The organism is Sorangium sp. So ce281, assembly GCF_051527395.1.
Taxonomy (GTDB): Bacteria; Myxococcota_A; Polyangia; order Polyangiales; family Polyangiaceae; genus Sorangium; species Sorangium cellulosum_B.
This window is the reverse complement of record NZ_CP150322.1, coordinates 5,304,134-5,322,316: the sequence shown is the minus strand read 5'-3', so window position 1 is coordinate 5,322,316 and position 18,183 is coordinate 5,304,134. Positions and strand designations below refer to the sequence as shown.

Here is an 18,183-nt window from a genome sequence, read left to right as displayed (position 1 = left end):
CGACGTCGATTACAATCGGGCGCGCTCAGCGCGCCGCGAAGGCACACGTCCCCCTTACCCCCACCATGAATTCGGCTGGTTCCGGGCTCAATTGAGCCGGCGAGCGAGCTGCGAGCGCTCCGGCACGTGCAGCTTCGTGCCCCGACTCGAGCGGGCCAACCTTCCAGGGACGAGGATCAGCGCGCGCCGCAGCCACGGCGTTCGCCAGCTCGCGAGGTGCGGAACATGGTCGAGCACATACCGGCGCATCAGGTTGGCGGTCAGCAGCTTCAGCAGCAGCGCGGCATGATTGGCGTTGAAGCTCTGGCTCGGCACGCGACCGCATCCCCAGCCGTGCTTGAGATCGCCGATGAGCGGCTCGATGCCCGCGCGCAGGTCATACCGCGCCGCGACGTCTTCGGGCGCTTCGACCGGCTCGTTGGTCAAGAAGACCTGCACCGTGTAGTCGAGGCCTTCCCAGAGGTAGATCTGCTTGCCGTTGTCCCGATCGCGTGTGCGTACGGCGATCACGCGGACTCCATTCGGCCAACCGCTGCGCCGGAAGGGGACCTCGGTCACCTGCCGTCGAGGACGACCGTCGGCATCCCGGTCGACGGTACGCCATCCGGTGGCGTACGCGACCCTGCCCACCAGATCGGGGCTCATCCGCGCCTTGGTCAGGAAGAAGCATCCCTTCGCGGCGACGGCGTGCATCAAGGCGCTGCAATCCCCCGCGCCGTCGATCCGCACGTAGATGGCCGCGCTCGGCGCTGCGGCGCGCGCCCGGTCAATGCACTCCTCGACGAAGGGCACATCGACTTCGCCGAAGCTCGTGTCGCCCGGTCGCAGCTTGGCCCCGACGATGGCCTCGACCTCGGCGATGCGCGCCAGGATCGGATGATAGCTCGGCCTTCCGCGATAGCGTGGGTTCGGGCCCGGCAGTGCCCCCTCTTGCATCCCGAAGAGCGGCTCCACGGTCGTGTCGACGTCGATGTGCACGAACCGGTGCTTTCGGCGAGCAACGAGGGCGAGCCCGTGGTCGACGACCATGCTGTGCAGCGCGTCGAGCGCCTCCTCATCGAACCGGCACAGGTCCCGGTAGACGGTGTCGATGCTCGGGACGACGCCGCCTGCGAGACGCACGAAGAGCGGATCGACGGCGAGCGCCTCGAGGCCGAAGACGCGCTCCTCGCCGGCGAGCGCGCTGTCCATCAGCAGGCGCATCTGCGCAGCCATCGGGTAGATGACCGTGCGGCCGGTCTTCAGCCGGGAGAACCTGCGGCTCAGGGCCGCGTCGATGCCGAGCTCGCGGATGAAGGCGCCGAAGGGGCCAAGCCCTGCGACGCCCGTCAGGTTCTTCTCCGTGGGCTCGACGTGAATCCCGGCAGGATCTGGCCGCCGGATTCGCCCCGGGTGCCACCCGTCGCCTTTCCTCTTGAACCCGAACTCGCGTCGACGCACCTTGGAGGTGCTCGGCGTGTGCCTTCGTTTGGTCATAGCAACCCGGACGGGTCGCCACGCCGAGCCTTTCTTTCAAGGACTTCCGTTTACGACGACGGATTTCTCACGCCTCAGATCGGCTTCGTAGGCGCGAAATCCACGTTGAACGTGGGCGTCTGGCGCCGTGAATTGATGGGAGCAGCGCTTGACGTCTGGCGAGGCTTCAACGTAGGTTGTGACCGACGGTAGGAGGTCACGGTATGGCTGACTTAGGATATCGTCGCTGGCGAGCCGGTCACGCGCTCATGGCGACGCTCGCGCTGACGGCCGTTGCCGGGTGCGGTAACGGGCAGATCGGAGCGGCGGGCTCCGGCTCCGGCTCCGGCTCCGGGGAGGACGGCTCGACGTCCGGACAGGGGGATCCCCCGGTCTGCGGCGCCGAGCGGATCCTCGCGCCGCAGCGGCGTTTGACGCGATTCGAATACAACAACACGGTCCGAGATCTCCTCGGAACGTCCCTCACCCCTGCCGATCAATTCCCCCCGGATGAGATCGCCGGCGGCTTCAACAACAACGCGACGGTGCTGACGGTGTCTGCGCTGCACGCGGAGAAATACCTCCTGGCTGCCGAGGCGCTCGCGACCGAGGCCGTCGCGGGCGATCTGTCGAAGCTCGTGCCGTGTGATCCGGCCGCGGTCGAGGGGCAAGTCACCCAGGAGGAGGCGTGCGCGCGGCGATTCGTCCAGGACTTCGGCCGTCGCGCGTACCGCCGACCGCTCGAGACGTCGGACGTCGACCGGCTGATGCGCGCCTACGCCGCGGGGCGCACCGACGGGTCGTTCCGTGAGGGCATCGAGGTCGTCATCCGGGCCGCGCTGCAGTCGCCGAAATTCCTGTTCCGCCTGGAGCTGCGTCACGATCTCGATGCCTCCTCGTCGCGGGTGCGACTCGACCCGTACGAGATGGCGTCGCGCCTGTCGTACCTCGTCTGGGCGTCCGGCCCCGACGACGAGCTGCTCGATGCCGCCGAGGCGGGCCTGCTCGATACCCGCGAGCAGCTCGCCGAGCGAACCCGCCAGATGCTGGAGCACCCGCGGGCACGCCGGGCCATCACGGAGTTCTACAAGCAATGGCTCAACCTCGGGAAGCTCGGGACCATCGTCAAGGAGGAGAGCAAGTTCCCCGGGTACGACGACGAGCTCGTCGCGGGGATCAGCGCGGAGACTCCCGCGTTCGTCGAGCACGTGCTGTGGTCCGGGGACCACAAGCTCTCGAGCCTGCTCACGCTGCCCGTCGGCTTTGCCACCGAGTCCGTCGCCGAGCTCTATGGCGTGACGGTCCCGCCCGGCTCGACCACACCCCAGCTCGTGGAGCTCCCGCCGGACCAGCGCGCGGGGGTGCTCACGCAGCCCGCGTTCCTGGCCGTCCACGCGCACCCCGATCAGACCTCTCCGGTGCTGCGCGGCAAGGCCATCCGCGCGAAGTTCATGTGCCAGGACCCGCCGCCTCCTCCTAACGACGTCGACCTCACGCCGCCCACCGGCGACGAGGGCGTCACCGCTCGTCAGCGGTTCAACCAGCATGCCTCCAACGCCAGGTGCGCCGGCTGCCATCAGCTGATGGATCCGATCGGCTTCGCGTTCGAGAACTTCGATGCCGTGGGCGCGTACCGCACCGAGGAGGGGGGGCAGGTCATCGACGTCTCCGGCGAGATGGTCCTGTCCGATGACATGGACGGCTCGTTCGTCGGCGTTCGCCAGCTGGCGGAGAAGCTCGCCGGGAGCGCGCAGGTCCGCGAGTGCCTCGCGACGCAATGGTTCCGCTACACGGCGGGCCGCTTCGAGAACGTCGACGACGAGTGCTCGCTCGACGGGCTGCGCGCAGGGTTCCACGGCTCGGAGGGCGATCTCGTGGAGCTCATCGTGGCGACGACGCAGACCGACGCGTTCCTGTACCGCAGCGCGATCGCAGAGGAGGAGTGACATGAGACCGCGAATGATCTCTCGACGGCGGATGCTCCAGGGCGCGCTGGCCGCGACGGCGACGATTCCGCTGCTGAACTCCGAGCTGGCCCGCGGGCAAGAGGCCGCCGCGCCCAAGCGCTTCGTGGTGTTCTATACGCCGAACGGCACCATGGAGTCGAAATGGATGCCCACGGGGACCGAGACCAACTTCACGCTGAGCCCGCTGCTCCAGCCGCTCTCGCCGTTCAAGTCGAAGATTATCCCGCTGCGCGGGGTCAACATGAACGTCGTGGTCAACTCCAACATCGGCTCCGAGCACGCTCGGGGCATCGGGGGGCTGCTGACGGGGCGGGCGCTGCTCAAGGGCAACTTCAAGAGCTTCATGTCCACCAACGCCGGCTGGTCGTCGGGGATCTCGCTCGATCAGCACATCGCGAACAAGCTGAAGCCCCAGACGCTGTTCCGGACCCTGGAGCTCGGCGTCCAGGTCCGTGACGCGGAGGTGCGCGGTCGGCTCAGCTACGCCGGGCCGGACCAGCCCATCCCCCCCCGCGAGGACCCTTACGATACGTTCCAGCAGCTCTTCGGGGCCTCGGTGCCTGGCCAGGGCCAGGGCCAGGGCGGGTCCACCGCGCTGGATCGGCTCCGCGCGCAGCGGCGGACCGTGTTCGATCTCCTCCGCGAGGACATCGCCGACGTGCGGCCTCGCATCGGCAAGGAAGATCGCCTCAAGCTCGACTCGCACCTGCAGTCGATCCGGGACATCGAGGCGCGCCTGGCCGGCGGCGGCTCCTCGACCGGCGGGGGCGGCACCCCGACCACGAGCTGCCAGGCCCCGGCGCTGGGCGACCGCATCGACCTCTCGAAGGACGACAACATGCCCGCCATCGGCAAGCTCCAGATGGACATGATGGCCGCGGCGCTCGCGTGCGACCTCACCCGGATCGCCACGATCCAGTGGTCGTACGCCGAGAGCGAGCACCTCTACCCGTTCCTCGGTCTCACGCAGAATCACCATGCCATCTCCCACGAGTGGAACGCGGCGGGTGACGAGAAGTACATGAAGATCCACACGTGGCTCGCGGAGCAGCTCGCCTACCTGCTCGGGAAGCTCGACTCGTACGCGGAGGGGGATCGCACGCTCCTCGACAACACCGTCGTCCTGTGGGTCACCGAGATCGGCGAGTCGAGGCAGCACGCGCTCACGAACATCCCGTTCTTGCTCGCCGGCAGCGCGGGCGGGGTCTTCCGCACCGGCCGCTTCGTGGACTATCTGGCGAACGGCGGCTCTGCCCGCCAGCACAACGATCTTCTCGTCACGATCGCGAACGCGATGGGGACCGACGACAAGACCTTCGGCGACCCCCAGTACAGCACCGGCGCGCTTCCCTCGCTCACCTGAGTCCCGCCTGCCAGAGCTCGCCGCGGCCCCCGGCGCGGCCCACGCGCCGGCGGGGCCGCCGCCGATCACCAGCACGTCGGCGAAGTCGTCGAATGGCCCGCGCAGGTCGTGCGTTCTCGGCGCCCTTGGCGGCTTGGCGGTTCGCTTTCCCGGCCGACTTCCCGCAGTAGAGCTACCACCGCTGGGCCACGCAGCGCCGCCCCGCGCGGAGCGGCGGCGATCCCCGCGGCGAGGGCCTGATCGGGCCACGAGCGCGCGGCCGAGATCTCCCCCGGGACGCAGGCTGGCAGATCGCACGAGAGCGGATCAAATCACCCAGGCCGCTGCGCGCGAGAAGGACTTGACTCGTCCGGTTGAAGGCACCGAGATCTCGCTCTTTCTGGAGGGCGTCATGCGTTTCGGTTCCTTGTCTCCGGTGATGGGCCTGCTGGTCGTGGGGCTCGGCGTCGCGTCTTGCGCTTCCGGCTCGGAAGAGCTCCCTGGGCGCTCATCGGAGGGCAGCGGCGCGTCGGTCGGCGGCGGCGGGGCGCCCGGCGCGTCGGTCGGCGCGTCGTCCGGCGGCGGCGGGGCGCCCGGCGCGTCGGTCGGCGCGTCGTCCGGCGGCGGCGGGGCGCCCGGCACTTCCAGCGCTTCGGCGGGCGGGGCGCCCGGCGCCTCCGGCGCGTCGGTCGGCGCGTCGTCCGGCGGCGGCGGGGCGCCTGGCGAGGGTGGGGGACCGGAGCTGCCGCCGGCGGTCGGCCCCCTGGTCAACGGGATCCAGTGGGCCGACACCTCGGGCAAGCCCATCCAGGCGCACGGGGGAGGGGTGATCCGGGTGGGCGACCATTACTACTGGTTCGGGGAGAACCGGAACCCGGACGGGACGTTCTATGCCGTCTCCTGCTATCGCTCGACCGATCTGCGGCGCTGGGAGTTCAGGAACCATGTCCTGACGATGGACTCGGACAAGGACCTCGATCCGGCCAACATCGAGCGCCCGAAGGTGGTCTACAACGCGTCCACGGACAGATTCGTGATGTGGATGCACTGGGAAAACGGGGTGAACTACGGCGAGGCCCGCGCCGCGGTCGCGAGCTCGAGCACCGTGGACGGCGACTACACGTATCACGGCAGCTTCCGGCCGCTCGCCGGCAGCGGGGTGACCGATCACGGCAAGCCCGGGTACATGTCCCGCGACTGCGGGCTCTTCGTCGATGACGACGCCAAGGCCTATTTCATCTCCGCCACGAACGAGAACTACGATCTCAACCTCTACGAGCTGGCCCCCGACTACCTGTCCATCGCCCGCCTCTCCGCCACGCTCTTCCCCGGCGGGCACCGGGAGGCGCCGGCGCTGTTCAAGCGGAACGGCACCTATTTCCTGCTGACCTCCGGCGCCACGGGCTGGTCGCCCAACCAGGCCAAGTACGCGACGTCCCGCTCTCTCGACAGGGGCTGGTCGGCGATGACCAACGTCGGTGACGGCACGACCTACCACTCCCAGTCGACTTACGTGCTCCCGGTCCAGGGCAGCTCCGGGACGGCCTACCTGTACATGGGAGACCGGTGGGCAGGGGCCTGGAGCGGACCGGTCAACAACTCGACGTACGTCTGGCAGCCGATCTCCTTCCCGTCGGACACCACCATGAGCATGCGCTGGAACAACACGCTGACCATCGACACGTCGGCGGGCGCCGTCGCCGGCGCGACGAACAATTTCAAGCTCGTCAACAAGAAGAGCGGCAAGGTGATGGATGTCGTCGGCGCGTCGGGCGAGGACGGGGCGGACGTCGTCCAGAACGCGGACAGGGGAGGAGAGAGCCAGAAATGGAGCTTCAACTACAATGGATCGGGCTACTTCCGGCTGACCAACGTCAAGAGCGGCAAGGTGCTCGATGTCCCTGACGAGTCGACGAGCGACGGGGTCGCGCTGGTGCAATGGGAGAACCATGACGGCGACAACCAGGCGTGGCTGTTCATCGATCTGGGCGGCGGTGATTTCCAGATCAGGAACAAGAAGAGCGGCAAGCTGATCGGGGTCTACCAGGGCTCCGCCGAGGACGCCGTCGCGATCGAGCAGCGGGGGGGCGGCGGCGGCGAGGAGCAGCGATGGCAGATCGTCGTCGCCGAGTGATGGGTGGATGACGGGCGGGGCGGCCGCGAGGGCGGGGCCGCGACGCGGCCGGCGACGATGAGCGCGGCGGCCCGGCCCGATCGAGGTCGACCGGGCCGGGAGGGAGGCTCGCGGCGCGCTACGACCGCGCGCGCCGCCGCCGCCCGAGCACGAGGCCCGCGACCGCCGCCGCGAGCGCGGCGGCGCTGCCCGCGGAGCCCGCCGGGCCAGAGGCGCTGCACCCGGCCGCGGCGGGCGCGATGTTGCCGTCCGTGTCCGCGTCGGCCGACGCCGGCAGCGCGTCCGGCTCGTGCAGATCGCGAGCCCACATGGGCTCATCGAGCACCTCGTCCACGGCGAACGCGGTGGACAGCACCTCGCGCCCGCCGCCCAGGCCCTCTTCCGGCGCGAACTCCGCGCTCCCCGGCGCGGCGAGCTGCGCGACGGCGCCCTGCTCGCTCGAGACCTGGAAGATCGTATTGCCGATGGTCACATACCAGCTCCCATCGAGCCAGCGACCGTGCCCGAGCGACGAGCCGACGGCCTCGGGCGCGCCCCCCGCCCGGCCCAGATAGCGCTTGCCGCCGTTCAGGAAGAGGACCTCGCCGGCGTCGCTGATGCCGTCGTGGCCGACCCGGAGCTTCACCTGATCGAACTGGCTCGACGTCGTGAAATCGCTGATCTGATGCTGCTCGCCGTCGGGGGTCCGCAGCCAGACCTGGTTGACGGCGCCGTCGCTCTTCAGGAAGGCGGCGTGGCCCGCGTGAACCAGCAGCCCGGCCGAGGTGCCGGTGATCGAGTCGCCCAGGAACACCTCCTCTCCCTCCGCCGTGTACAGGTAGCTCGAGCTCGTCATGCCGTCCCACCACCGGCCGGCGACGTTCGTCCCGTCGGTGATCGGCCGCTGCAGGTTCCCCTCGTGATCGCCGAGGCGCACCCCGCTCGGCCCGACGATGGCGGAATCCTCGTAGGTGCCGAAATAGACGCCGCCGGAAGGCGTGATGTCGGCCTGGAACGGCGACCTGCTCCCGTCGATGCGCCAGAGGGTCCTGCTCGTCCCCGCCGACAGCGAGGTCGCGACGGCCCAGTCGTCGCTGTACGTCGTCCACACGATGTTGTCGCCGTTCACCGCGTCGAGGCGCGCCCCGCTCGTGATGGTGCGCCGGGCGCCGTCGACCCAGGCGAGGATGTGGCCCGTCGTCGACTGGTGCACGGACCCGGACGGCGTGAGCGCCCCGTAGACCTCGCTGAACGGCAGATCTCCTTGCGGGATGGTCGCGATCCAGGTCACCTGCTGCGTGGCGCGGTCGAAGATCCCGAGGCGCTGGTACAGGTCCCGGAAGAGGATCCGCGCGGCGTCGAAATCGAGGATGGTGCCGGGCGCGCGCTGGACGGCGGTGAGCCTCGGGCTCCGCTCGACGTAGATGGGGCCGATGGTCTTCGTGATGGTGGGTCCGATGTAGTCGTCCACCTCGATCGTGAGCGTGTACGTTCTACCCGACGGGATCATGCGGCCGTCGTACATCCCCTCCAGTACGTAGAGGCGCCCCGGCACAGGCTGCGGGACGGGAAACCCCGGCTCGGCGAGGAGCTCGTAGCTTCCGTTGTCGGTCTGGAACCTCGCCCGGAGGCTCTTGCACGCGTACGGCGGCGTCGGGATGCACTTCGCGGCGAAGCGCCAGCCGTCGGTGAGGGTGTCGTGCATGACCGCGTTCCATCCAAGCGTCGGCGGCGCGTACCGGTGTACGGTGCCCTGCGCGCTCGCCACCTCGCCAAGCGTGCTGTACGCGTGGACCGTCACGATGTGGGGCCCATAGGCGAGCTCGCCCGCGAGCTCGCCGAGGTCGAACGCTCCCTGGAAATGCCCCCCTTCCGTCGGCGTGAGCTCGATGGTGAGCCCTTCGAACTCCGCCTCGACATAGTAGATGTCCTCGGGGGACGACGCCGTCGCGTGCACCGGGATCGTGCTGCTCTCGATGATCTCATTGGTCGGCGCGATGAGCCCGACGGTGACGGCGGCATCGGCGGCGTGGGCCGAGAGGGACAGGGCAAAGGCAATGGCTGTGCCAATATGCTGGCGATAAGCTCTCATGGATCCTCCGTATTTTGAACGCTTCGGTGCATCCGCCGCTCCGATCATTCACTCACCGGGTAGCCGCCCCGCGAGCGGGCGTGAAGCGGAGCGACGCGCTGGCGCCCGGGCCGAGCGCTTCGCTGGCGCGACGAGCCGGCTGCTCGGGATAACAGCGCGACGAGCGCGCTGCTCGTCGGCTTCTTGCTTTACCGCGTTGGGCTGCAAAGGTGACAAGAACGCGCCGTTTTTGCTGTGTCCGCCGGCACATGCCCGCGCGTGCCGGTCTACGGCCGACCGAACGAGCGGAGCCGGAGGGAGTTGGTGAGCACCGACACGCTCGACAGCGACATCGCCGCGCTCGCGAGGACAGGCGACAGGAGCCATCCGGTGAACGGATAAAGCAGGCCCGCCGCGATCGGGATGCCGATCACGTTGTAGATGAACGCCCAGAACAGGTTCTGCCGGATCGTCCGCAGGGTGGCGCGGGCGAGCCCGAGCGCCACCGGCAGGCCCGCGATCCCGCCGCGGATCAGCGCCACGTCCGCGGAAGCGACGGCGATGTCGGTGCCGGTGCCCAGGGCGATCCCCACGTCCGCGCTGGCGAGCGCGGGCGCGTCGTTGATGCCGTCGCCGACCATGGCCACCCTGCGGCCGGCGGCCCGCTGCTCGCGGACGATCCTCGCCTTGTCCTCGGGCCTCACCTCCGCGAACACGGCGCGGATGCCGAGCTCATCGGCGACGGCGCGCGCGGCGCCCGCCCGATCGCCGGTCACCATCGCCACCTCGACGCCGAGCTCGGCCATGGCCGCGACGGCGCGGCGCGCCTCCTCGGTGGGCCGATCGGCGACCGCGACGAGGCCCGCGAGCCGCCCATCGACGGCCACGAACGACGGCGTGCGGCCCAGCGCGGCCAGGCGATCGGCCTCGGCCTCCAGCACGGCCGTGTCGACGCCCGCCCGCTTCAGCCACGCCGCGGTCCCGATGCGGACGAGGCGCCCCGAGACGCGCGCCTCGATGCCGTGGCCGATCTCCGCGCGGAACGCCGAGGCCGGCGCCATGCCGACCCCGCGGCCGCGGGCGCCCTCGACGATCGCCCGCGCGACCGGGTGCTCGCTCTCGCGCTCGGCGGCCGCCACGAGGCCGAGGAGCGCCGCCTCGCCGTGGCCCGTGAGGTCCACGACGTCGGTGAGCTCGGGCCGACCCGAGGTCAGGGTCCCGGTCTTGTCGAGCAGCACCGTGTCGACGCGGCTCGCCGCCTCGAGCGCCGCGCCGCCCTTGACGAGGACGCCGAGCTCCGCGCCGCGCCCTGTCCCGACGGCCACGGCGGCCGGCGTCGCCAGCCCGAGCGCGCACGGGCAGGCGATCACGAGCACGGCGACGAACCGCTCGACCGCCGTGGCGAGCCCGGCGCCGGTCGGGTCGATCGCGAGCCACGCGGCGAAGGCGAGCGACGCGAAGCCGAGGACGACGGGCACGAAGACGCCGCTCACCACGTCGGCGAGGCGCGCGATCGGCGCGCGCGACCCCTGCGCCTGCTCGACGGCCTCGACGATGCGCGCGAGCGCGGTGTCCGCGCCGGTCTTCGTGACGCGGAAGACGAGGGCGCCGCTCTGGTTGAGCGTCCCGCCGAGCACGGCCGAGCCCGCCGTCTTGTCGACGGGCATGCTCTCGCCGGTGAGCATCGCCTCGTCGACAGCGGACGCGCCGTCGACCACCTCGCCGTCGGTCGCGATGCGCTCGCCGGGCCGCACCCGCACGAGGTCGCCCGGGGCGAGCGAGGACGCGGGCACCTCGTCCTCGGCGTCGCCGCGGACGCGCCAGGCGGTCTTCGGCTGGAGCGCCACGAGCCCGCGCACGGCGTCGGCGAGCCGCTTCCGCGCGCGCGTCTCGAGGAGCTTGCCGAGCAGCACGAAGGTGACGATCGCGGCCGCGGCCTCGAAGTAGACGGGCGGCGCGTGGCCGTGCTCGGCGTGCGGGAAGAGGCCGGGGGCCGCGACCGCGGCGGTCGAGTAGAGCCAGGCGGCGCCGGTCCCGAGGCTCACGAGGGTGTTCATGTCCGTGGCGCGGTGCCGGAGCGCGCTCCAGGCGAGGCGAAAGAACCGGCGCCCCGGCCCGAAGACCACGATCGTCGCGAGCGCGAGCGAGAGCCAGCGCGCCGAGGCGCCTTCGAACGCCGGGATCGCGCCGTGGGACATGGCCACGGCGAGCAGCGGCGCGGTGAGGAGCGCGGCGATCGCGACGTCGCGCCGGAGCGTCCGCTGCTCCTTCTGCTCGGCCGCGTCCATGGCGGCGGCGCGCTCGGCCGCGCTCGACTGCGGGTGCTGCGGTGGGGCGTCCGCCGTCGCCGCCGGGCGCTCGGGCGCCGTGGAGGCCGCGTGGACGCCGGCGATCGGCGGGCTCGCGGGGACGCCGTCGGCCTGCGGGGCTGCGGGAAGGCCGGTGATCGGCGCGGCTTCAGGGACGCTCGCCGCCGGGGGGACCTCGGGCACCTCGTACCCCGCCTCCACGATGGCGCTGGCGAGCGCGGCCGGCGTGGTCGCCTGCGCGTCGTAGGTGATCGTCGCGCGCCGGGTCACCAGGTTCACGGCCGCATCCTGGACGCCGGGCGCGGCGCGCAGCGCCTTCTCGACGCGGCGCACGCACGCCGCGCAGGTCATGCCCTGCACCGGAAGCTCCGTCCGGGCGCCCTGCGCGGCGGGCGCGGCCTTCGCGCTGGTCGGCTGGACGGGCTGGGGAATCGTCGCCATGGCTTCTCCTTACACGAGCTCGTGGCTCGCCTCCTGTCGCCTGCGCAGACGCGCCGTCGCTCCGGTGATTTCGGTCTACCCCGGCGGGCCCGGGTGCGCTCCGGCGTCCGCCGGCGCGGAGCGGCGCCCGCGGCGCCCGCGCCCCGCCGAGCGGACGCGAGCCGCGGGAGGTGGTACGTCCGCGGGCGCGCCATGGAGCAGGTCCTTCCGATCCTCGGGGTGAGCGTGCTCGTGTTCGTGTCCACGAACATCGATGACATCCTCCTTCTCTCGGCGTTCTTCGCGCATCCCGGCTTCGCCCCTGCTCAGGTGGTGGCCGGCCAGTTCCTCGGCATCGCGGCGCTCGTGATCGCGAGCGCCGCGTGCGCGCTGCTCGCGGTCCGCGTGCCGGACGGATGGATCGGCCTGCTCGGCCTGGCTCCCCTGGCGCTCGGCCTGAGAGGCCTCTGGGCGCTCTGGCGGGGCTCCAGGGCCAGGGAAGCAGGCGTGGCGAGCGGAGCGGACGAAGCAGACGCAGCGGAGAGCGCGCGCGGGCGCCATGGCAGCAGCGCGTCGCGCTTCAAGGTGATCGCCGTGGCGAGCGTGACCCTCGCGAACGGCGGGGACAACCTCGGCGTTTATATCCCGCTGTTCTCCAGCTCCCCTGCGCACATCCCGCTTCACGCGGCCGTGTTCGCGGTCATGACCGGCGCCTGGTGCGCGCTCGGGCACCGCCTTGTCAACCACCCGATCCTGGGCGCGCGCATCCGGCGTTTCGGCCGTGCGGCGCTGCCGTTCGTCTTGATCGGCCTCGGGCTGTGGATCCTGTCCGGCGCCCTCGTGCTTGTCCGTGCGGGGTAGCCGCCCGGGGGGCGCCGTGAGCTCACCTTGGTGAGAGGCGCCAGTTCCACCCACGCGGAGTCCGGCCAGCGATCCGGAGAGAGAGAGTTCAACGCAAAGGCGCAAAGGCGCAAAATAGAATGAACTTTGTGCAGGTCTGCGTCTTTGCGCTCTTGGCGTCTTTGCGTTGAATTCTCTCTTCGCTCGCGAGACAGATCCCTGGCAGGACGGGTCCGTGGGGCCGAACCGTTGCGCCGGCTCATGGGCCCGCGGCGGCGCGCGCGAGCCGCGTCACCAGCGGCCGCGCACCACGACGCCGCCACCGGCCTGGCCCGCCGTCAGCTCCCAGCTCACCTCGGGCGACGGCTGGCGGCGCGGGGATGGCTCCAGGAGGAAGAGCAGCGCCGACGCGCCGGCGAGCGCCACGCCGGCGCCGAAGCCGACCGTGCTCACCAGCCCGAGCTGCTTCGCGCGGTTGCCAGCGTCGAGCCCGTCGGGCTTGCATCGCGCCCGGCCTGGGCTCACGTCCCTGCAGTTGTCGGCCGCGACGCCGCTCGCGTCGAGCGCCATCCACCCGGTCACCGATCCGACGATCAGCCCGGCCACGCCGAGCCCACCCGCCACATAGGTGACCACCCGCAGGCCGCTGGGCCCCTGATCCTGCGCCGGTGCTGGCGCCGGCGGTCCGGCGGGCGGCGGCTTGACGCCCGCCGGAAGCTTCACCTCGAGCACGATCGCCCTCGACTCCGACCGGCCGATCGTGAATCGCGCCTCGGTCACGGCCCCTCCCGGCGCCTGCGTCGTCACGACGTGCTCTCCGGGATCGACGGGGAGCGCGACGCCGAGCGAGGGGTGCTCCAGCGCCATGCCGTCGCACTGCACGCGCGTCCCCGCCGGCGCGCCCGGCGGCAGCGACAGCGTGAGCTGTGGCACGAGCGGCGCGAGCGCGCTGCGCTGCCCGAGCGCGATCTTGTGTCGCACCGACTGCTTGACTCGATCGGCCTCACTCATGCGATCGACCATCGCGAGATAGTCGTTGTAGCGCGCGACCGCGGTCGCGATACGCCCCCATTTGGCCTCGCACTCGGCGAGCGTGAATAGCCGCCCCGGGCGAGGATCGAGACGATGGCTTTCGGCGAGGGCAGGGCAGCCGGTCTCGTACCGGCCTGCCAGCATGTCGGCGAGCCCGCGGTCGAAGTGCGATTCCGCGACGGCGAGCGCCTGCGCGCTGGCCGGCGCCGCGACGGCGACGCCCAGCACGCCAAGGCAGATGGACCGGAACCAGGAGGAGCGCATGAGTGAGCCGCCAAATACCATCGTTCCCGCTCGCTCCTGGCAAAGAGGTGTCCGCCCTGCCATCGTGCTCAGTCCGGCTTGTACAGCAGCTCAGGGCTCGGCGCTGCGGCCGACGGGGCCGGCGCGAGCCTGCGCCGTGAGCCGCGCGCTGGCGGCGGCGGCCGCAGCGCCGCCCCCGTCGCGGGGGCGAGCGCGCGGCCGCCCTTGCCCAGCGGCACGGAGCCCGCAGGAGCGGGCGTCGCGACGCCCGGCGCCGTGGCTGTCGCCGAGGCGTCGGGGAGAGGCGGCGCCGGATGGACTTCAGGGGGCGCGGAGGCGGGCGAGCGCGCGTCCCCCGCGGTCTGCGCGGGCTCCGCGCTCGCGCCGGCGGGGAGCGCGCCGCGCCTCAGCGAGGCGAAGGCGCCAACGCCGCCGCCGAGGAGGACGAGCACCGCGACGGTGATCGCGGCTCGACTCCGTTGCTTCGTGGGGGGCAGCGCGGTCACCACGGCCGCGGTCGGGAGCTGGACGCCGCTCGGCGGCGACGATGAGCGGGAGCTCGGGGGCCCACGTCCGCTCGGCGTCTCCGCGGGGAGCAGGCGCGACGATCGCGCTGGCGCGGCGGGCAGGTCGAAGACCTCGGCGAGCGCCTCGACCGCGGCCGAAGCGGTGGCGAAGCGCGCCCCGGGGGCGCGGGCCGTCACCTTGGTGAACCACGCGTCGAAGGCGGGAGGCAGCTTCACCCCCTCGGCGTCCGCGCGCGCGGACGCGGGCTCCTGCGGGCCGTTCACGGCGAGCGCCGCGAAAGCGAGCGCATTGTCGTACTTCCGCCTGTCGTTCAGCCAGTACGCCTTGCCGACGAGGAGCGTGTACGCGATCATGCCGAGGGCGAAGATGTCGGCAGCCCGTGAGACCGACTCGCCGCTGAATTGCTCGGGCGCCATGTAGAGCGGCGTGCCGAGGATCGCGGTCGCCGCCGAGTCCGTCGCCGTCTCGACGACGAGCTTGGCAATGCCGAAGTCGAGCACCTTGATCCGCGGCGCCCCGTCGTCGGTCTCGGCCAGGAAGAGGTTCGCGGGCTTGAGGTCGCGGTGGACGACCCCGGCGGCGTGTGTCTTATCGAGGGCGATGGCGGTCTGACGCAAGAAGGCGACGGCCTCTTCCGCCGGCAGGCGCCCGGCGTGGCGGAGGCGCTCGTCGAGCAGCGTTCCGCGGAGCAGCTCCATCACGAGGAACGGCTTGCCGGTCTCGGCGTCGATCCCGGCGTCGAACACCTCCACGATGTGGTCGCTCTCGATGCGCGCGGCGACGCGCGCCTCCAGCTTGAACCGGGCCTGGAACTCGGGGTTGCCGGCGAGGTGCGAGTGCATCACCTTGAGCGCCCGCCGGCGCTCCGTCTCGATGTGCAGAACCTCGTAGACCGCGCCCATCGCGCCGCTGGCGATTCCGCGCACCACGCGGTACCTGCCAGCAAACAGCATCCCGTCGTCCAGACTCAGCGACATGGGTTCCACCAGCAGGCGAACTTATACACCAGCGTACGCGACGCCTGCACTCAGGAACCGACGGATCGAAGCGCGGTTTACAGTGTTCCGGTAAAAATCCAGGGCGATGCCCGCCCGCCCCTGATTACGATCGGTGACAGCCGTGTGACTTGATGGGAGCATCATTCCATCTCGGCGGCCAACCTGATATCCTCCGCGACCAAAACCTATCGAAATTTCACATGAAAATGAAGACGATGCTGGCTTTCGTTCGGTGCGCCGGCGGATGTGCCATGGCGCTGCTCGGGCTCGGATGTGCGCAGATCTTCGGCTTCGACAAGATCTACGAGCCCGAGGACCCGAGCTCCGGAGGCGGCGGCGCAGCGGACTCAGCGGCCGGGAGCGGTGGCGGCGCGGGGGATCCATGCGAGATCCTCGCGGTGCTGCCCGGGGAGACCCTCGCCCTGTCGATGATCGACGACATGGAAGACGGAGATACCCGGATCTCCGGAGGGAACGGGGCGAACCCTTGGGCAGGGTTCTGGTTCGAGGACAACGACGAGTCACCGGAAGGAAGGCAGGATCCCGCGAACCCGGCGGACCTCGTGAGCACCCTTGACCCTCCGCGCGGCGCCAGCACCAAGGCCGTGCACACGAGCGCCGATGACGGCTTCCTCCTCTGGGGAGCCGGCGTCGGCTTCCATCTGGACGACGAGGCCTACTACGACGCGTCCGAGTACCGTGGCCTCACGTTCTGGGCCCGCGCCGAGGAGGGCTCCACCAGGAGAATGAAAGTGATGTTCATCGATCAGCAGACCTATCACCTGGGGGGCATCTGCAACGAAGCCGAGGGGGGGTGCAACAATCACTTCCACAAGCCCGTCGTGCTGGAGAGCGACTGGAAGCACTTCAAGATTCCGGTCGAGTGCCTCAAGCAGGAGCCCTACGGTAACCAGCTGCTGGCGCCCGCCCTGGAGCGGCTCTGGGCCATCGAGTTCTTCTTCGACAAGGAGCAGGCGTTCGATATCTGGATCGACGACGTCGCCTTCTACCGATAGGCGCAGGCGTCCTTCAATCAAGGGGAGCGCCCGCTGTCCGCGATCGGCGGGCGGAGTCGCCGCGCGCTCCGCCCGATCCCGCTTCAGTCCGTGACGAGAGGTCCCACGCCGTCGGCGAACTGCCACCCGAGGCTCTCGTCGATGTGGATCTGCCAGTCGAACACCCCGCGGAGCGTCGGGTGGTTGCTCTCGACTTGATTCCACGTGGGGATCGCCTCGTCGATCGACATGTAGTTTGGCTGGTCCCAGATCCCGAACCCCACGACGACGTGCGTCGGACCGAGCAGCGAGACCCACTCGTTCACGCTGTCCACGATGTACGACTGCTGGTCCAGGCCGGGGCCATCGTAGTACTGCGGGGCCGCGTAGTCCATGGCGCCGGCGTCCACCATCTCTTTGCAAAAGTCCTTGTCGTCTTTGTTCCAGGGGGCCGGAGGCGCGGTGATGATGAAGCCGGGGAAGCGCTGCTTCAGCTCCTTGCTGATCCAGATCATCTCGGAGGTGTCGGGGGCCTGAGCGGCCTCGAAGGTGTTCCAGTCGATGCCGTCGAACCCACCCAGGCTGTCGTAGATCCCGACCACGCTCTCGACGAATGTCTCCGACTTCGCGCGCGTCGGGAAGCTCATGCCATTCTTGGCGCCGCCGACGGAGAGGATGATCTTGCGACCCTGGTTCGTCCGTGCGTACTGGATGTCGGCGTTCAGGTTCGTCGCCGCTCCCCTGCCGTCACCCGGCGGCGTCCAGTAGACGGCGCCCGTGGTGCCGGGCGCTCCGCCCACGGGCTGCGCGGCGAAGAGATAGATCAGTTTGTAATTGCTGTTGATGTCCCGGATGCGGACGGGCGCTGGCGTCCAGTTGGGGTAGTAGCCAGCGACGACCTTCGCGGGGAGCCCACCGCCCGCGCTGGGGCTGCCGCCGTCGCCGGGGCTGCCGCCGTCGCCGGGGCTGCCGCCATCGCCGGGGCTGCCGCCATCGCCGGGGCTGCCGCTGCAGCCGGAGTACGGCTCCCAGAAGTACGTGCTGACCGTCGGGATGAGGCCGGGATTGTCGTACTCGGCGATGTAGGCTGACCCCTGGTAATTCACGATTTCCCCCGCGTAATACCACTGACCCTCCTGCCATTGCGGATAGCCGCACGAGCCCTCGGTGGGCTCGGTGGGCTCGCTGGGCTCGCTGGGCTCGCTGGGCTCGGTGGGCTCGGTGGGCTCGCTGGGCTCGCTGGGCTCGGTGCTGCCGCTGCAGTCGGAGTACGGCTCCCAGAAGTACGTGCTGACCGTCGGGATGTAGCCGGGATTGTCGTACTTGGCGATGTAGGCCGACCCCTGGTAATTCACGATTTCCCCCGCGTAATACAACTGACCCTCCTGCCACTCCGGAAAGTCTGCGCACACGGAAGATCCGTTCTGAGCCGCGTCGAGATCGGCCTCCGGCGATGCGGAAGCAAGGCATCCGAGCCCGCTCATGGTGATGGCGACGAGGAGAAGCGACAGCTCAGGAGCAATGGCAGTAGTACGGAAAGACATGGTAACCTTCCTTTGATTAGAGACGAACGAGCGCCGACGGTTGCCTCGCCCGACGCAGCATTCGCCATGCTGCACTCCGGCGCCGCGGGGCCGTGACTCACCGCTGGGGCTCGACCGCGATCACCCTCTGTGGAGGAGGCCCATCGTGGTGCCGAGCGAGGCCAGGTCGTCGTAGCTCGCTGCTGCAGGCCGGAAGAGCAAACGACGTACCAGCCGTGGCGATGGCCCCGGCGATCGGCGCACGGAGCCGCGGCAGCCCATCCAGAGCTCTTTCTGGAGCCGACCTAGGGCCGACGCGCCGCGATCGCGCCCGGCGAGCCGGGCGA

Annotated in this window: 11 protein-coding genes; 5 read left to right on the top strand and 6 right to left on the bottom strand. The window is 70.4% G+C overall.

Annotation, left to right across the window (positions count from 1 at the left end):
- Nucleotides 1-87: 87 nt before the first annotated feature.
- Nucleotides 88-1,476: an IS1380 family transposase gene (locus tag WMF27_RS20125; protein WP_437763081.1), complete on the bottom strand. Its 1,389-nt coding sequence runs from the start codon at nt 1,474-1,476 to the stop codon at nt 88-90.
- 203 nt (nt 1,477-1,679) lie between these two features.
- Here WMF27_RS20125 and WMF27_RS20120 point away from each other — a divergent pair, with 203 nt between their 5' ends.
- From WMF27_RS20120 to WMF27_RS20110, 3 genes are all read left to right on the top strand, one after another.
- Nucleotides 1,680-3,401: a DUF1592 domain-containing protein gene (locus tag WMF27_RS20120; RefSeq protein ID WP_437767276.1), complete on the top strand. Its 1,722-nt coding sequence runs from the start codon at nt 1,680-1,682 to the stop codon at nt 3,399-3,401.
- A gap of 1 nt (nt 3,402) precedes the next feature.
- Nucleotides 3,403-4,785 carry a DUF1552 domain-containing protein gene (locus WMF27_RS20115; protein ID WP_437767277.1) on the top strand — a complete coding sequence of 461 codons (1,383 nt, stop codon included), beginning with the start codon at nt 3,403-3,405 and terminating at the stop codon, nt 4,783-4,785.
- Nucleotides 4,786-5,176: 391 nt separating this feature from the next.
- Nucleotides 5,177-6,898, top strand: a complete 1,722-nt coding sequence (locus WMF27_RS20110; protein WP_437944399.1) for an RICIN domain-containing protein — start codon at nt 5,177-5,179, stop codon at nt 6,896-6,898.
- A gap of 118 nt (nt 6,899-7,016) precedes the next feature.
- Here the strand turns inward: WMF27_RS20110 and WMF27_RS20105 are convergent, their stop codons facing one another.
- Both WMF27_RS20105 and WMF27_RS20100 read right to left on the bottom strand, forming a co-directional pair.
- Nucleotides 7,017-8,969, bottom strand: coding sequence for an MYXO-CTERM sorting domain-containing protein (locus WMF27_RS20105; RefSeq protein WP_437944398.1), 1,953 nt, complete (start codon nt 8,967-8,969; stop codon nt 7,017-7,019).
- A gap of 266 nt (nt 8,970-9,235) precedes the next feature.
- A complete protein-coding gene (locus WMF27_RS20100) occupies nt 9,236-11,698 on the bottom strand; it encodes a heavy metal translocating P-type ATPase (RefSeq protein WP_437944397.1) in 2,463 nt (820 codons plus the stop codon).
- 192 nt (nt 11,699-11,890) lie between these two features.
- On the opposite strand from WMF27_RS20100, the gene WMF27_RS20095 reads away from it, so the two are divergent.
- Nucleotides 11,891-12,538: a cadmium resistance transporter gene (locus WMF27_RS20095; RefSeq protein WP_437767281.1), complete on the top strand. Its 648-nt coding sequence runs from the start codon at nt 11,891-11,893 to the stop codon at nt 12,536-12,538.
- Between the two features lie 270 nt (nt 12,539-12,808).
- Here the strand turns inward: WMF27_RS20095 and WMF27_RS20090 are convergent, their stop codons facing one another.
- Both WMF27_RS20090 and WMF27_RS20085 read right to left on the bottom strand, forming a co-directional pair.
- On the bottom strand, nt 12,809-13,813 hold the full coding sequence (locus tag WMF27_RS20090) for a hypothetical protein (RefSeq protein WP_437767282.1): 1,005 nt from the start codon (nt 13,811-13,813) through the stop codon (nt 12,809-12,811).
- 68 nt (nt 13,814-13,881) lie between these two features.
- The gene (locus WMF27_RS20085; protein ID WP_437767283.1) at nt 13,882-15,297 is read right to left on the bottom strand and encodes a protein kinase domain-containing protein; all 1,416 of its coding nucleotides are present in this window, start codon (nt 15,295-15,297) and stop codon (nt 13,882-13,884) included.
- Nucleotides 15,298-15,533: 236 nt separating this feature from the next.
- Between WMF27_RS20085 and WMF27_RS20080 the strand changes: the two genes are divergently transcribed.
- Complete coding sequence (locus WMF27_RS20080; RefSeq protein WP_437767284.1) at nt 15,534-16,334, top strand: hypothetical protein; 801 nt, start codon at nt 15,534-15,536, stop codon at nt 16,332-16,334.
- Between the two features lie 83 nt (nt 16,335-16,417).
- Here WMF27_RS20080 and WMF27_RS20075 read toward each other — a convergent pair whose 3' ends face one another.
- Nucleotides 16,418-17,668, bottom strand: a complete 1,251-nt coding sequence (locus WMF27_RS20075) for a glycosyl hydrolase family 18 protein (protein ID WP_437944395.1) — start codon at nt 17,666-17,668, stop codon at nt 16,418-16,420.
- Nucleotides 17,669-18,183: the final 515 nt, after the last annotated feature.

Bases quoted from the DNA above. Each gene is read 5' to 3' on its own strand.
- WMF27_RS20110 (WP_437944399.1), top strand. From the start codon at position 5,177: ATGCGTTTCGGTTCCTTGTCTCCGGTGATGGGCCTGCTGGTCGTGGGG.
- WMF27_RS20115 (WP_437767277.1), top strand. From the start codon at position 3,403: ATGAGACCGCGAATGATCTCTCGACGGCGGATGCTCCAGGGCGCGCTG.
- WMF27_RS20085 (WP_437767283.1), bottom strand. From the start codon at position 15,297: ATGTCGCTGAGTCTGGACGACGGGATGCTGTTTGCTGGCAGGTACCGC.
- WMF27_RS20100 (WP_437944397.1), bottom strand. From the start codon at position 11,698: ATGGCGACGATTCCCCAGCCCGTCCAGCCGACCAGCGCGAAGGCCGCG.
- WMF27_RS20080 (WP_437767284.1), top strand. From the start codon at position 15,534: ATGCTGGCTTTCGTTCGGTGCGCCGGCGGATGTGCCATGGCGCTGCTC.
- WMF27_RS20120 (WP_437767276.1), top strand. From the start codon at position 1,680: ATGGCTGACTTAGGATATCGTCGCTGGCGAGCCGGTCACGCGCTCATG.
- WMF27_RS20090 (WP_437767282.1), bottom strand. From the start codon at position 13,813: ATGCGCTCCTCCTGGTTCCGGTCCATCTGCCTTGGCGTGCTGGGCGTC.
- WMF27_RS20125 (WP_437763081.1), bottom strand. From the start codon at position 1,476: ATGACCAAACGAAGGCACACGCCGAGCACCTCCAAGGTGCGTCGACGC.
- WMF27_RS20105 (WP_437944398.1), bottom strand. From the start codon at position 8,969: ATGAGAGCTTATCGCCAGCATATTGGCACAGCCATTGCCTTTGCCCTG.
- WMF27_RS20095 (WP_437767281.1), top strand. From the start codon at position 11,891: ATGGAGCAGGTCCTTCCGATCCTCGGGGTGAGCGTGCTCGTGTTCGTG.